At 60.6% G+C, this 14659-nt stretch carries 14 protein-coding genes and 1 pseudogene; 4 read left to right on the top strand and 11 right to left on the bottom strand.

Annotation, left to right across the window (positions count from 1 at the left end):
• Nucleotides 1–20: 20 nt before the first annotated feature.
• Entirely contained in the window at nt 21–614 is a 594-nt protein-coding gene (gene rimJ / locus ACA057_RS03785; RefSeq protein WP_497346063.1) for a ribosomal protein S5-alanine N-acetyltransferase, read from the top strand.
• A gap of 185 nt (nt 615–799) precedes the next feature.
• On the opposite strand, the gene ACA057_RS03780 is transcribed toward rimJ, so the two are convergent.
• Together ACA057_RS03780 and pmrG are read right to left on the bottom strand one after the other, a co-directional pair.
• Complete coding sequence (locus tag ACA057_RS03780) at nt 800–1633, bottom strand: phosphatase PAP2 family protein (protein WP_497346061.1); 834 nt, start codon at nt 1631–1633, stop codon at nt 800–802.
• A 26-nt stretch (nt 1634–1659) separates the two neighbouring features.
• Entirely contained in the window at nt 1660–2331 is a 672-nt protein-coding gene (gene pmrG, locus ACA057_RS03775) for a lipopolysaccharide core heptose(II)-phosphate phosphatase PmrG (protein ID WP_497346059.1), read from the bottom strand.
• A gap of 261 nt (nt 2332–2592) precedes the next feature.
• Between pmrG and ACA057_RS03770 the strand changes: the two are divergent.
• Nucleotides 2593–3606 (top strand): annotated as a pseudogene (locus tag ACA057_RS03770) (methyl-accepting chemotaxis protein); the annotation flags it as partial.
• 42 nt (nt 3607–3648) lie between these two features.
• Complete coding sequence (locus ACA057_RS03765) at nt 3649–4512, top strand: methyl-accepting chemotaxis protein (protein ID WP_497349803.1); 864 nt, start codon at nt 3649–3651, stop codon at nt 4510–4512.
• Nucleotides 4513–4620: 108 nt separating this feature from the next.
• Here the strand turns inward: ACA057_RS03765 and ACA057_RS03760 are convergent, their stop codons facing one another.
• The 8 genes from ACA057_RS03760 to mdaB form a co-directional block, all read right to left on the bottom strand.
• Nucleotides 4621–4989: a glyoxalase superfamily protein gene (locus ACA057_RS03760; RefSeq protein WP_497346057.1), complete on the bottom strand. Its 369-nt coding sequence runs from the start codon at nt 4987–4989 to the stop codon at nt 4621–4623.
• 120 nt (nt 4990–5109) lie between these two features.
• The gene (locus ACA057_RS03755; protein WP_497346055.1) at nt 5110–6567 is read right to left on the bottom strand and encodes an N-acyl-D-amino-acid deacylase family protein; all 1458 of its coding nucleotides are present in this window, start codon (nt 6565–6567) and stop codon (nt 5110–5112) included.
• Between the two features lies 1 nt (nt 6568).
• Nucleotides 6569–7429, bottom strand: coding sequence for a MurR/RpiR family transcriptional regulator (locus ACA057_RS03750; protein WP_497346053.1), 861 nt, complete (start codon nt 7427–7429; stop codon nt 6569–6571).
• A gap of 15 nt (nt 7430–7444) precedes the next feature.
• Nucleotides 7445–8794 (bottom strand): GntT/GntP/DsdX family permease, encoded by a 1350-nt coding sequence (locus ACA057_RS03745; protein WP_401365331.1) that lies wholly within the window; start codon nt 8792–8794, stop codon nt 7445–7447.
• A 175-nt stretch (nt 8795–8969) separates the two neighbouring features.
• Nucleotides 8970–10415, bottom strand: coding sequence for a SulP family inorganic anion transporter (locus ACA057_RS03740; protein WP_497346051.1), 1446 nt, complete (start codon nt 10413–10415; stop codon nt 8970–8972).
• 222 nt (nt 10416–10637) lie between these two features.
• Entirely contained in the window at nt 10638–11531 is an 894-nt protein-coding gene (locus ACA057_RS03735) for an NAD-dependent epimerase/dehydratase family protein (RefSeq protein ID WP_497346049.1), read from the bottom strand.
• A 103-nt stretch (nt 11532–11634) separates the two neighbouring features.
• Complete coding sequence (locus ACA057_RS03730) at nt 11635–12546, bottom strand: LysR family transcriptional regulator (RefSeq protein WP_497346047.1); 912 nt, start codon at nt 12544–12546, stop codon at nt 11635–11637.
• A 58-nt stretch (nt 12547–12604) separates the two neighbouring features.
• Nucleotides 12605–13195: an NADPH:quinone oxidoreductase MdaB gene (gene mdaB / locus ACA057_RS03725; RefSeq protein WP_415758026.1), complete on the bottom strand. Its 591-nt coding sequence runs from the start codon at nt 13193–13195 to the stop codon at nt 12605–12607.
• 161 nt (nt 13196–13356) lie between these two features.
• On the opposite strand from mdaB, the gene ACA057_RS03720 reads away from it, so the two are divergent.
• Nucleotides 13357–13671, top strand: coding sequence for a putative quinol monooxygenase (locus tag ACA057_RS03720; RefSeq protein ID WP_059403011.1), 315 nt, complete (start codon nt 13357–13359; stop codon nt 13669–13671).
• Here ACA057_RS03720 and ACA057_RS03715 read toward each other — a convergent pair.
• Entirely contained in the window at nt 13661–14425 is a 765-nt protein-coding gene (locus ACA057_RS03715; RefSeq protein ID WP_497346044.1) for a sulfite exporter TauE/SafE family protein, read from the bottom strand. The two genes, ACA057_RS03720 and ACA057_RS03715, sit on opposite strands and share 11 nt — an antisense overlap.
• Between the last annotated feature and the right edge of the window lie 234 nt (nt 14426–14659).

Genomic DNA, 14659 nt, shown 5'->3' with positions numbered 1-14659 from the left:
CCTCGTATCCCGGAGCGCCCATGCCGCTGCTGACCCTGCGCTGCAAACGCCTGACGCTGGCCGTCCTCAGCCCCGAACAGGCTGCGCTTGAAAGCGACTTCTACCGACGTAACCAGAGGCACCTCGCCCGATGGTCCCCGGTGCGACCCGCCGATTACTTCAGCCCCGAGCAAATCCGCCCACGCCTCGCCGTGCAAGCCAGTGCGTTCGAAGCGGGCCTGGCGGTGCACTTTGCGCTGCTGGATCCGGACAGCGGCCAGATGATCGGCGCCTGCAACTTCAGCGGCATCGTTCGCGGGGCGCTCCAGGCCTGTTATCTCGGCTATCACATTGACGAGTCCCATCAGGGACAGGGTTTGATGCACGAGGCTCTGGAGACGGGAATTCGCTACATGTTCGAGCAGCAGAACCTGCACCGGATCATGGCCAATTACATTCCCGGGAACGATCGCAGTGCGCGATTGCTTGAACGACTGGGCTTCGAGCGCGAGGGCTACGCCAAGGCCTATTTGAGCATCGCCGGGCGCTGGCAGGATCATGTGCTGACAGCGTTGATCAATGATCGATTTGAAACGTTGGAGCAGCGCTGGTCTCGGCCGCTTTCGCAAGGTTAAGTCTGGTTGACCGCGTTATCGTTCTTCGCGAGCAGGCTCGCTCCCACACTTGATCGTGTCGCACACAAATCTGCGATCACTGAAGATCCAATGTGGGAGCGAGCCTGCTCGCGATGGCGATTTCCCAGGCAATAAAAAACCCGCCATCCCACTCGGATTACGGGTTTCACCGTTCAAAACCTCTCTCAATTGACCGGCTGAGACTGAACCACCAACGCCGGTTCATCGGCCTTCTGCAACACCGGCAGCTCCAGCCGCGCTCGCCCATAAAACGCCAACGCCGTGAGCAAACACGCGAGCCACACAAAGATCCCGGCCCAGAAGGTGTGAGACATGTAGTGCCAGCCTTGCACAACCCGCGTCGTCCCGTAGACGAAACCAAGGCCCAGCGAGCCGTACATCAGCGCCTTGGAATAGCGCCAGCGATAGCGACGCGCCACAAAATACAACGCGAGCATGGTAAAGCCGCCCGAGGCATGCCCGCCCGGCCAGCAACGACCGTCACCCGCCACTTTCAGCAGGTCAAAATTCTGGTACCACTCCTTGTGCTCGATCTTGCCCCCGTACTGCGTCGTTTCGATCGGGCAATACACACTGGTATGGCCCTTGAGGTAATGAATGACGCCGGTGCTGATGGAAAACGCGAACACCACGTAGAGGAAATCCCGACGGTGTTTGCTGGCGAATCGCAGCACCGGCGCAACCTTGATTTTTTCCAGGAACGCGATGATCTTCGAGTGCTTTTCAGCCTTCAAACGTGGCCAGAGAAACGACAGCAGCGCGCCGATGATCGCGATCTCGCCGGTCCAGTTCGGGATGATCCGCGCCCATTTATGGGTGATCTTTTCGAACAGATGCACATGGTCCAGCGGGAACGTCTGCGTGACCGGATCATAAAAAAGATCGTTGAAGGCGATGTCGATTTTGGTTAGGTCGAACAGCAGGAAAACCACGACCGCGCAGGCCAGCGGAATACCAAAGTTCACCCAGTAAAAGCGGTAGCGCGTAGCAGTCAGCATCGTGTGTCCTGATCCAGAGTGTGAAGTCATTGACCGGTCACCGAGCGCCAGTCCGAGGCTTCGATGAAACCGAGCATGCGCGGCGCTTGCGGCGTTTCGGCCGAGATGAACAAGGAGGCGCCATAGCCCAGCGTGGAGGTCGGCAACTTGAGGTCTTTCTCCAATTGCGCCATGCATTCGCTGTGGGTCACCAGAATCAAATTGCGGCCGGCCACCTTGTGTGCCAACGCGTCGCGCAGCATGGTGCCCTTGCAATTGATCAACCAGTCTTCACCGACGCCGACCTTGTTGAACATGTAGCCGGCCGTCTGCGCCGTACGGATCACCGGGCTGTTGTAGATATCGGCCTTGCTCAGCCCCAGTTGTTCGAACCGCGCACCGACCTCCACCGCAACACCACGGGAGCGACCGGTAATGCCATCGTCGCCCGTCAGGCAGGCGGCTTTTGAGTGATCGCAACGTTCGACGTGGCGCACCAGCACGATCAGGTCGCCCTTGGCCCAACCGGCCGCCAATGCCCGGGCACCGGCTACATTGCCGTGAGCCAGGTCCGGAACCTGGGCGGGACGCAACAGCCAGAACGTCAGCGGAATGACCAACAGCGCCGAGGCCAGTACCACCCCGGTATTGCGAAAACGGGCAACCCGGCTCAGATCAATCGAGCGTTTTATCCCGAACAGACTCAGTCTCAATTCCACATCAGGCCGCCTCGCCGGCATGCATCACTGTCATTCGATGCCGCGAGGGTAGAGAGGTGTACGTGGGCAGGCAGTGAAACGCTTGTGAAAAAAAGCTTAAACCCCGCGCAAAAACCTTGTTACAGGATCCGCCCACAAAAACCTTTCAGCTCTCGCAAAGCCGGCCGATACAGTCCTGCTACACACCTTGCTGGCACCCAAAAACAACAATCTTCCAGCCAACCGACGATCAAGAAACACAACGTTCCTGGAGGAATTTTGATGAATAGCTGGTTTGGCAATATCAGCGTGAACCTTAAACTGGGCCTGGGGTTTGGCCTGGTTCTGGCACTGACCTGCGTCCTCGCCCTCACGGGATGGACGAGCCTGGGCAGCTTGATTGACCGCAGCAACTGGATGAGCGACATCACCCAGCTCAATGCCGGCCTGACCAAGCTGCGGGTGGTTCGCCTGCAATACATGCTGACCAACGGCGACGAAACGGCCGCGCAGAATGTACAGACCACCCTCGACGCGTTCTCCGCCCAGCAACAAGCCTTGCTGGCGAAATTCAAGAGCCCGGAAAACCTCAAGCTGCTCAGAGAACAAGGCACCGTCATCGATGCCTACAAGACGTCGCTGAACAAAATGCGCAGCGCCTACCGCACCGGTAACAGCGCGCGCGACGTCATGGGCGCCAACGCCGAGACCGCCAACACGCTGATCAATGCCATCAACACCGACGTGCAGCAAATGCCGCTGAGCGATCAGCGCTTCGAACAATTCCAGGCCATCACCGCCGCCAAGGAAGCGTTCTTGCTGGCCCGCTACGAAGTGCGCGGCTACACCGCCACCACCAACGCCGAAACCGAACAAAAAGCCGTCGGCCAACTGGACGCGGCCATTGCCAGCCTGAATGCCCTCAACGTGCATTTCGCCGACACCCAGCAAGAGGCCTTGCGTCAGTTGGAGACGGCGCTGGGCAACTACCGCAGCGCCTTGCAGGCTTACAAAGCCGCCAGCAACGACGCCGTGCAGGCGCGCAAGGAAATGACCGACCAGGGCGCCGCCATCGTGTCCCTGAGCGATCAGCTGTATCAGATCCAGATCGACCGTCGCGACGCCGAAAGCGCCCAGGCCCGTACCCTGCAATTGATCAGCACCTTGCTGGCGTTGTTGGTGGGCATCATTGCGGCCGTGATCATCACCCGCCAGATCACTGGCCCGTTGCGCGATACGCTGGCCGTGGTCGAGCGCATCGCCAGCGGCGACCTGTCCCATGACGTCAAGGTGACGCGCCGCGATGAACTCGGCGTGTTGCAGCAAGGCATCGCGCGCATGGGCGTGACCCTGCGCGACTTGATCAGCAGCATCCGCGACGGCGTGACCCAGATTGCCAGCGCTGCCGAAGAGCTGTCCGCCGTGACCGAGCAAACCAGCGCCGGGGTCAACAGCCAGAAGATCGAAACCGATCAGGTGGCCACCGCCATGCACGAGATGACAGCCACCGTGCAGGAAGTCGCACGCAACGCCGAACAGGCCTCCTTGGCCGCAGCCGCTGCTGATGGCGAAGCTCGCGAAGGCGACAAGGTGGTCAACGAAGCCATCGCCCAGATCGAACGCTTGGCCAGCGAAGTGGCGCGATCCACCGAAGCCATGAGTGTGCTGCAGCAGGAAAGCGACAAGATCGGCAGCGTCATGGACGTGATCAAAGCCGTGGCGGAACAAACCAACCTGCTGGCGCTCAACGCGGCGATCGAAGCGGCTCGTGCCGGTGAAGCCGGTCGCGGTTTTGCCGTGGTGGCCGATGAAGTCCGTGGCCTGGCCCAGCGCACGCAGAAATCCACCGAAGAAATCGAAGGCCTGGTGGCCGGCCTGCAGAACGGCACGCAACAAGTGTCGGCGGTGATGAACAACAGCCGCACCCTCACCGACAGCAGCGTCGCGCTGACCCGCAAGGCCGGTGTCTCACTGGAAAACATCACCCGCACGGTGTCCAACATCCAGTCAATGAACCAGCAGATCGCGGCCGCCGCCGAACAGCAAAGCGCCGTGGCCGAAGAGATCAGCCGCAGCATCATCAACGTGCGCGACGTGTCCGAACAGACCGCCGCCGCCAGCGACGAAACCGCCGCGTCCAGTGTTGAACTGGCACGGTTGGGTAATCAGTTGCAGATGATGGTCAGCCACTTCCGGGTTTGACGTTCACTTTGCGGTGAATGAACGATCCATTCGCGGGCAAGCCTCGCTCCTACAGGTTCAATGAGTACCCTGTAGGAGCGAGGCTTGCCCGAGAAAGCTATCTAACGCTCAAACACTAATCGCATTGGTAAACACCAACCGATTGCCAAACGGATCGGTCACGGTCATGTCCTGGCTGCCCCACGGCATCGCCTGAATCTGTGGATGGGCGAATGGGTATTCCTTGGCCAGCAGTTGCTGCTGGAATGCCTCCAGTTCGTCGGTCTCGATTCGCAACGCCGAGCCCGGTGTGCTGTCACCGTGGTGTTCCGATAAATGCAGCACGCATTCACCGCGCGACACTTGCAGGTACAACGGCAAGTTGGGCTCGAATCGGTGCTGCCAGTCGATCTTGAAACCGAGGAAGTCGACGTAGAACTCCACGGCTTTGATTTCATCGAAAATCCGCAGGATCGGGGTGGTTTTGCCGAAACTCATGGAGTTGCTCCCAGACTGATAAGGCCCAGAGTGTAGCCGGGCTGTACGTCAGCAATTCGGCTTGGTGATGGCTTTCTTTAATCGCAATGTGCCATCACTGTGGCGCAGCGCTCGGAATTTTTACTGAAAACCGTCACGCAAATCCCCTTCCCTCGCCAGAAACCGCCCTTCCCTGCGCCCATTCGCCTGACCGTCGCTGTAACTCAACACACCGTTGACCCATACCCCGTCAATCCCTTCGGCGGCCTGTTGCGGGTCATTGAAGTCGGCCACGTCGCGAATCGTTGCCGGGTCGAACAGCACCAGATCCGCCCAATGTCCTTCACGGATTTCGCCACGTTCCTTCAAACCGAATCGCGCCGCCGACAAACCAGTCATCTTGTGCACGGCGGTGTGCAGCGGAAACAGGCCTACGTCGCGGCTGAAATGGCCGAGCACGCGGGGGAACGCGCCCCACAAACGAGGGTGAGGAAACGGGTCCTCAGGCAATCCGTCGGAGCCCACCATCGACAGCGGATGCGCGAGGATTCTTCGTACGTCCGCCTCGTCCATTCCGTAATACACCGCGCCGGCCGGTTGCAGTCGGCGGGCCGCCTCGAGCAACGGCACGTCCCACTCGGCGGCGATGTCCATCAGGTCGCGACCGCCCAGTTCCGGGTGCGGCGTGGACCAGGTGATGGTGATGCGATGGGCATCGGTGACTTGCTTGAGGTCCAGGGTCGAAGAGCTGGCGGCATAGGGGTAGCAATCGCAGCCCACCGGGTGGGTTTTTGCCGCGTGTTCGAGGGCCGCCAGCAGTTGCGGGCTGCGCCCCCAATTACCGGCCCCGGCACACTTGAGGTGGGAAATGATCACCGGCGATTTCGCATGTCGACCGATCTGGAACGCTTCGTCCATGGCCTCCAGCACCGGTTCGAATTCGCTGCGCAAATGGGTGGTGTAGACCGCACCGAAGGCCGTCAGCTCTTCGGTCAGCTGCATCACCTCATCGGTGGAGGCGCAGAACGCGCTGGCGTAGGCCAGGCCTGTGGATAAGCCCAGCGCGCCGGCCTCAAGGCTTTCACGCAGTTGTTCGCGCATCGCGGCGATTTCATCGGCCGTCGCCGTGCGAAACAGGTCATCGAGGTGGTTGCTGCGCAGCGCCGTGTGGCCGACCAGCGCCGCCACGTTCAGCGTGGTGTTCGCCGCTTCCACGGCCGCGCGGTAGTCGCTGAATGTCGGGTACACAAACGCCGCCGAGGTACCGAGCAGGTTCATCGGGTCTGGCGGATCACCGCGCAAACTGACTGGCGAAGCGCTGATCCCACAGTTGCCGACAATCACCGTGGTCACGCCCTGGCTGAGCTTGGGCAGCATCTGCGGCTGACGGATCACCACGGTGTCGTCGTGGGTGTGCACGTCGATGAAACCCGGCGCCAGCACCCGGCCAGCGGCGTCGATTTCTTCAGTGGCGCGGGCATCCTGCAAGTCGCCGATGCGCTCGATACGGCCGTTCAGAATCGCCACGTCGGCGGGGTAACCGGGGCTGTTACTGCCGTCGATGACCAAGGCATTGCGGATGAGCGTGTCGTACATCATGTCAGTCTCCCAGCGGCAAGTGATCGTCGCCGCCGCGGTAGTCGTCCAGGGCGAGTTTGATTCGCCGCAGACGTTCTTGATTGTCTTCAGGATTAGCCAGTGCCAGCTCGGTGGCAAGCACATCGATCGCCAGCAACATGCCGTAGCGCGCTGCCGTCGGTTTGTAGATGAACGAGGTTTCGGCACTTTGCAGCGGCAGCAGCACATCGGCCAATTGCGCCAGCGGCGAGTCGGCCCGGGTGATGGCGAGAATCCGCGCGCCGTAGTTGCGGGCCAGTTCAACGGCTTCCAGCAGTTCGGGGGTGATGCCGGTCAGCGAGCACGCGATGACGGCATGTTCGACACCGAGGCTAGCGGCGGTGAGGCGCATCATCACCGGGTCGTGGCACGCCGCAATCGGGTAACCGAAGCGCACCAGCCGCACTTGCAATTCATCGCTGCACAACGTCGATGAACCGCCCATGCCGAAGGCGTGAATCATCCGCGCCTTGCCCAGCAGTTTCACCGCATCGGCGAACCGTGATTCGTCGAAGGCCGACAGGTGCTGACGCAGCGTCGTCTCGATATCGCCAACGATCTGCCCGTAAAACGCTGACTGCTCCGGCGTGCCCGCCGGGTTGAGAAAACGACTGCCAACGCCACTGGCCTGAGCCAGTTGCAAACGCAGGTCACGCAAGTCGCGGCAGCCCACCGTGCGGGCGAAACGCGACAGCGTGGCGGTGCTGACTTCGGCCCTCTGTGCCAGCTCATCGAGGCTGGCAGACGCGGCAAATCCGACGTCGTCGAGCATCAGCCGGGCGATGCGCCCTTCGCCGGCGCTGAAGGAATCCTGACGGGCGCGGATCTGGTAAAGGATGTCCATGGCGAGCGGCTCCGGTTAAATCAGGTAAGAAAGGCCCACGGTCAGCGCGAAGGCGACCACCGAGATGATGGTTTCGAGCACCGTCCAGGTCTTGAAAGTCTGGGCAACGGTCATGTTGAAGTATTCCTTGATCAACCAGAAGCCGCCGTCGTTGACGTGGGAAAAAATCACCGAGCCGGCGCCCGTTGCCAGCACCAGCAACTCCGGATGCGGATAACCCAGGCCCACGGCCACCGGCGCGACAATCCCCGACGCGGTGGTCATGGCCACCGTGGCGGAACCGGTAGCAATGCGCATCAACGCGGCGAACAACCAGCCCATCAACAACGGCGACAGGTGAAAGACCTGGGCCAGGCTGACGATCTGGTCGGTGACGCCGGCGTCCACCAGAATCCGGTTCAAGCCGCCGCCGGCGCCGACCAGCAAGGTGATGCTGGCGGTCGGCGCCAGGCATTCGTTGGTGAACTTGAGGATCGATTCGCGGTTGAAACCCTGGGCCAGGCCGAGGGTCCAGAAGCTCAGCAAGGTTGCCAGCAGCAAGGCGATCACCGAGTTGCCGATGAACAGCAGGAACTGGTTGAAACCGCTGCCCGGCGTGGAGATCAGGTTGGCCCAGCCGCCGATCAGCATCAGCACCACCGGCAGCAGAATGGTCGCCATGGTGATGCCAAAACCCGGCAGGCTGTCGCGCGGTTCGCGGTCGAGGAATTGCCGTTCCAGCGGGTTCTCCGCCGGCAGTTGAATGCGCGGCACGATGAATTTGGCGTACAAGGGACCGGCGATGATCGCGGTTGGAATGCCGATCAGGATCGCATAGAGCAAGGTCTGCCCCACCGACGCCTGATAGACCTGCACCGCCAGCATCGCCGCCGGGTGCGGCGGCACCAGCGCATGCACCACCGAGAGCCCGGCAACCATCGGCAAGCCGACCATCAGAATCGACACGCCGACGCGCCGCGCCACGGTAAAGGCGATCGGCACCAGCAGCACAAAACCGACTTCGAAAAACAGCGGCAGGCCGACCAGGAAGGCGATGCAGACCATCGCCCAGTGCGCGTTTTTCTCACCGAAACGGTCGATCAAGGTCCGCGCCACCTGCTCGGCGCCACCGGACTCGGCCATCATCTTGCCGAGCATCGTGCCCAGCGCCACCACCAGCGCGATGTGCCCCAGGGTTTTGCCGACGCCAGCCTCGTACGCCCCGACCACCCCGGACGCCGGCATCCCGGCGAGCAAGGCCAGGCCGATGGACACCAGGGTAATCACAATGAAGGGATTGAGTCGGTAACGGGCGATCAGAACGATCAGCGCAATGATGGCGATGGCGGCATACACCAGCAGCCAATAGCCGAAGGACAGGGTCATGCGGTACTCCTCGAAAGGGTCACGTCGAAAATTTGTGAAACTCTTAAAACATTTCGAGGCGTGATATTCAAACGAGGTGAAAGTAATTTTCGTGAAGAGGTACGGGATGTCGCGCATAGGTATGCGCGAGCGTGGGTTATGAAAATTGAGGGGCTGTATTTACAAGATCGATTACTCAGTCGTGATGCACACGAGCGCGCTTCAGCAGTTTCTTGCAGCGCTCAGACAGCCCCAGCACGCGCAAGTGCTTGCCAGCCTTGGCATAGCGCTCGCGCAGCGTATCCAGCGCGGCGATGGCCGAGTAGTCGACGAAGCTCAAGTGGCGACAGTCGAGGGTCACTTGGGAGGGGTCGTTGGCGGGATCGAACTGATTGAGAAACGGTGTCGTCGAGGCGAAAAACAACGTGCCATGCACGCGGTAAAGCTTGCTGCCGTCGTTCTCCAAATGACTGTCGGCGTAAAGCTGCCGAGCCTGCTGCCAGGCAAAGTTGAGCGCCGCAATGATGATCCCGCAGAGCACGGCGGTGGCCAGGTCGGTGAACACCGTAATGATCGTTACCGCGACGATCACCAGCACGTCGTTCAGCGGCACTTTGTTCACCACGCGCAGCGAAGCCCAGGCGAAGGTCTGCTGCGACACCACGAACATCACCCCGACCAATGCGGCCAGCGGGATGCGTTCGATCAGCGGCGAGAGGAACAGGATAAACAGCAGGATCATCACCCCAGCGACCACACCGGACAACCGGCCACGGCCGCCAGAACTGAGGTTGATCACGGTTTGCCCGATCATCGCGCAGCCGCCCATGCCGCCAAACACACCGGACACCATATTGGCCGCGCCCAACGCCACGCACTCGCGATCCGGGTAGCCACGGCTTTCGGTGATCTCATCGGTGAGGTTCAGGGTCAACAGGGTTTCCAGCAGGCCGACCAGGGCCATCAGGATCGCGTACGGCGCGATGATGCGCAGGGTTTCCAGGTTCCAGGGAATGTCCGGCAGGGCAAACGTCGGCAAGCCGCCGGCGATGTGCGCCATATCGCCCAGGGTGCGGGTCGGCAGACCCAGGAGATAAACCGCCAGGCCAACGCCCAGAATCGCCACCAGCGCCGGTGGTACGGCGCGGGTCAGGCGCGGCAGCAGATAGACGATGGCCATCGTCACGGCGACCAATCCCGTCATCACATAAAGCGGCGTACCACTCAGCCAGGTTTCACCGCTCTTGAAGTGCTCCAGCTGGGCCAGGGCAATAATGATCGCCAGCCCGTTGACGAAGCCCAACATCACCGGGTGCGGCACCATGCGCACCAGCTTGCCCAGTTTCAGCAGCCCGAACGCCAGCATGATCAGCCCACCCAGCAGCACGGTGGCCAACAAGTACTGCACGCCGTGTTGCACTACCAGCGCAACGATCACCACGGCCATCGACCCGGCCGCACCGGACACCATGCCCGGCCGCCCGCCGAACAGCGCGGTCAGGGTGCAAATGATGAAAGCGCCGTAAAGCCCCATCAAGGGATTGAGATGGGCCACCAGTGCGAAGGCGATGCATTCGGGTAGCAGGGCGAAAGAGGTCGTGAGGCCGGCCAGGACATCGGCGCGCAGACGGTATGGCTTCATGGTTTACCCAACAATACAGGCCGCAGGAAATGGCCGGAAAAGAAGGGGCGGATGGTACGGAATTGAGGGCGGCCCGGCCAGTTGTTGAGACTTCGCAAACGCCTTCGCGAGCACGCTCGCTCCCACACTGGATTTGTGTCGACCCCAAGTAATGTGATCGACGCATAACCCATGTGGGAGCGAGCCTGCTCGCGATGAACGATGACGCGGTCTACAGAGAACTCACACCATCTCGTCCCGAATCCATTCAACCACCGACGTCCGCTTCGGCGCCCACCCCAGCAATTCGCGCGCATGTTTACCGCGCACCCGACTGTTGGAACCCAAACCATAGTTGGCCATTTCATAACCCCACTCGGCTTCGGCATCCTTCAGCGGCCAGTCTTGCGGCTCGCCCAGATTCAACGCTTGGGCAATCGCGGTGGTCATGTCGATAAACGACGCCTCACCGCTTTCAACGAAGTAGAACGTGCCCGGTACATTGTTGGTCAGCGCCAACAGGTACAGGGCAACCACGTCTTCGATGTGCACGTTGGACCAGATGTTCTGGCCCGTACCAACGTGGCGGACCACACCGCTTTTGCGCGCCTGTTTGAGCAAGCGCGGCAGCTGCACGCTGTCGCGCTTCACGCCCAGGCTGTGGCCGTAAATCAGGGTGTTGCAGATCACTGCCGAGTTCACGCCGTCCTTCGCTGCCGCCAGGATCAAATTGTCGATGGCCACGCGAGCGGCTTTGTCGACGGTGGGCTCCGGCAGGCTGTCTTCGTAATAGATAACGTCGCTGGGTTTACCCCCCGACGCATCGCCAACGATGCTCGAACCGCTGGTGTGCAAGAACACTTTATTCGAACCGCGCAGCGCATTGAGCAAGGCTTCCACCGCACTGCGATGGTCGCTGCTGGCGGCGTTGATCACGGCGTCGGCAACGCGGGCCTGTTCGGCCAGTAGTGCGCTGTCGTCAAGAGTGCCGAGCACCGGGGTGATGCCCAGCGCACTCAGTTCATTGGCTTGTTCGGCACTGCGCACCAGGCCGGTCACCTGATGGCCAGCCTGGACCAGGCCCGTGGCGATAGAGCCACCGATAAAACCCGCTGCACCGGTAATGAATACGTTCATGGAGAAACTCCCTGCGTGAGTAAGTGATGCAACGAGTATCAAGCAGTCACCACGGATGAAAAATCCCCGTTGACCCAATTCACTCTTGCGCAGGGGTCACGAATCAGCCGTTGAAATCAGCGTTCGCATACACCGCCAATTTCCCTTGGATGAAGTCTAGGAAGCACTGGATCCGCAGAGCCAGCTGCGAGTTGCGGTAGTACACCGCGTTGATCGGCTGGCGATAACCACTGTTGAACTCTGCCAGCAATACCTTCAATCGTCCGGCACGAATGTCTTCGATGGTCATGTAATGCGACAGGCTGGCGATGCCCTGACCTTCCAGCGCCAGGTGGCGGATGGTCTCGCCGCTGGAAGCGCTGAGTGAAGCCTGGATTGGCCAGCGATCACCGTGTACGTAACGCAGCGGCCATTGGTTGAGGCCTTCGTTCTGGGTAAAGCCCAGCAGTGTATGGTCGGAAAGGTCGGTCACGGCGGTCGGTGTGCCGTGCTTTTCCAGATAAGCCGGGCTGGCGACGATGTGCAACGGACTGCAACCCAAGGAGCGGGCATGCAAGGTCGAGTCGGCCAGCGTTCCGATGCGGATGGCGATGTCGGTGCTTTGCTCGAGCAGATCGATGATCAGGTCGTTGCTGTTGAGTTCCAGCTGGATGTCCGGATAGAGCCGGCGAAACTCGTCGATGTAGGGCACGATGGCGTGCAGCATGAACGGCGAGGCGGCGTTGATCCGCAGGCGCCCGGACGGGGTTTGCTGGCGTGAGTTCAGGCGCTCTTCGAGCTCGTCCATCTGATCGAGAATCAGCTTGGCGTGCTCAAAGAAATACTTGCCCTCCTCGGTCAGGTCCATGCGCCGGGTGGTGCGATTGATCAGCGTGGTGTCGAGTTTTGCCTCCAGCCGCGACAGCGTGCGGCTGACCGCCGAAGGCGTTTGCCCGACCTGCTCGGCCGCAGCGGAAATCGACCCGCATTCAATTACGCAGACGAAAATCTGCAACTCATCGGATCTGGCTTTCACGGACGCCCCTCATTCAAAAACTGGCTTGATAGTAGCTGGATGCGGGGCAAAAGGAACCTCAAGCCGGCAGACCGAAAACCTCGGTCAAATGCTGCTCGTAGCGCGCCACATCAGCCTCGATGTTCGGGCGTTTCATCACATCGACCGCCAGGAACGTCGGCAAGCCGGTCATGCCGAGGAATTCGTTGGCCTTGTGGAACGGGAAGTACACCGCGTCCACGCCTTTGGCTTCGAAGAAGTCGGTCGGGTCGTCGAACGCTTGCTGCGGCGCGTTCCAGGTCAGCGATAGCATGTATTGCTTACCCTGCAACAAACCGCCGCTGCCGTACTTTTGCGACGCATCGGAACGGGTGCGGCCGTCACTGGCGTAGAGGCTGCCATGGCCTTCGGTGAAGACTTCGTCGATGTACTTCTTGACGGTCCACGGCGCGCCCATCCACCAGCCTGGCATCTGATAAATGATCACATCGGCCCAGAGAAACTTGGCGACTTCTTCGGCGACGTCATAGCCTTCGTCGATGAAGGTGGCTTTCACATCGACGCCGCCGCGATCCAGCACGCTGAGTGCCGCCTCGTGCAACGTGGCGTTATAACGGCCATCGGAGTGCGCAAACTTTTTGCCGCCATTGAGCAACAGAACTTTTTTCATGAGAAATCTCGGAAGGGTTGGAATTCGATGGCGGCAGAGTAACGATCCGCCTCGCGTGGAATAAGCGCCGAATTCACAAAATTCATTTGACCAATACGCACGAATCGATAGGCGATTGTTGCCATAAACTTGCGCCGATTCTGAACTTGAGGAGATTTCTGATGAGTGAATTGCAAGGCTTCATCCTGCACGCCAAGACCCGCCCGGAGAAATCCGACGCCTTCGAAGCGTTCTTCCGCGGCCATGTCGAAGCGAGTCGCGCCGAGCCCGGTTGCATCGAATACCACATGCTGCGAGACAAACAGGACCCGACGCTGTTTATCTTCTACGAGATCTGGGCCTCCCAGGCCGACCTCGATGTGCACTCGAACCTGCCGCACATGCAGCAGTTCCGCGACATGCGCATGGAGTATCTGGAACAGGACTTCGATATCCGCGACATCGACATGCTCAGCCCGTCGTCCGCTACCCGCTGATCAGCAAGTGGCCCCCGAGCACACCGAGGCCAATGAAGAACACCCGCTTGAACAGCACGGCGCTGATCCGCTGGCGCAGCCATTGCCCCAGCAACATCCCCAGCACCGCAGGGATCAGCGCCAGCAGCGACGCACTCAACTCGCCCCCGCCCAAGGCACCGCGCCATAACAGACCGGCGGCCAGGGCCAGGGTCGAGACGGTGAACGACAGCCCCAGCGCCTGCACCAGTTCGTCCTTGCTCAAGCCCAGCGCTTGCAGATAAGGCACCGCCGGAATCACGAAGACACCGGTGGCCGAGGTAATAACGCCAGTCAGCAGTCCGCACAGCGGACCAAGCCAGCGCTCGCTGCGACCACCCACGCGCAGGGTCGGCAAGAACAATCCGCTCAAGGCGTAAACCAGCAACGCCGCGCCCAGCCCCCGCACCACCCAATGACCACCGGCCATGCCGATCCATAACGTACCCGCGCCGGTGCCAACGAAGATCGTCAGCAGCATTGGCCATAGCCGTTTGATCAGCCCTTGCAAATGCCCGCCGAATGCCAGTTGCCAGACATTGGTGAGGGTCGCGGGAATGATCAACAGCGCGGCTGCCTGCGACGGCGCCATAGCCAGACCGAGCAAACCCATGGCGATGGTCGGCAGGCCGAGGCCGATGATGCCTTTGATCATGCCAGCCAGCAGAAACGTGACGATGACTAACAATGACAGGGTCAGGCCGAGGTTTTGGTAGAACGAAACGAGTGTATTCATGGGGCTATGGTGAGCCTGGAAGGGCCGGTTGAAAATCTGCCATATACTGAAGGTGCCTCTTGTTTTGGCAGAGGCTTGAATTTCCGTCGTTATGACTGACGCCTTCGCGAGCAGGCTCGCTCCCACATTTGATCTTCAGCGGACACTCGATTTGCGGCAAACAAAACCACCTGTGGGAGCGGGCTTGCCCGCGAAGGCGCCCATTCAGACAACACACATCCCGGGGCAGTAATA

The sequence above is a fragment of the Pseudomonas sp. LBUM1661 genome, from assembly GCF_059695925.1.
The sequence above is the reverse complement of the archived record's forward strand: the minus strand, read 5'-3'. Positions and strand labels throughout refer to the sequence as shown.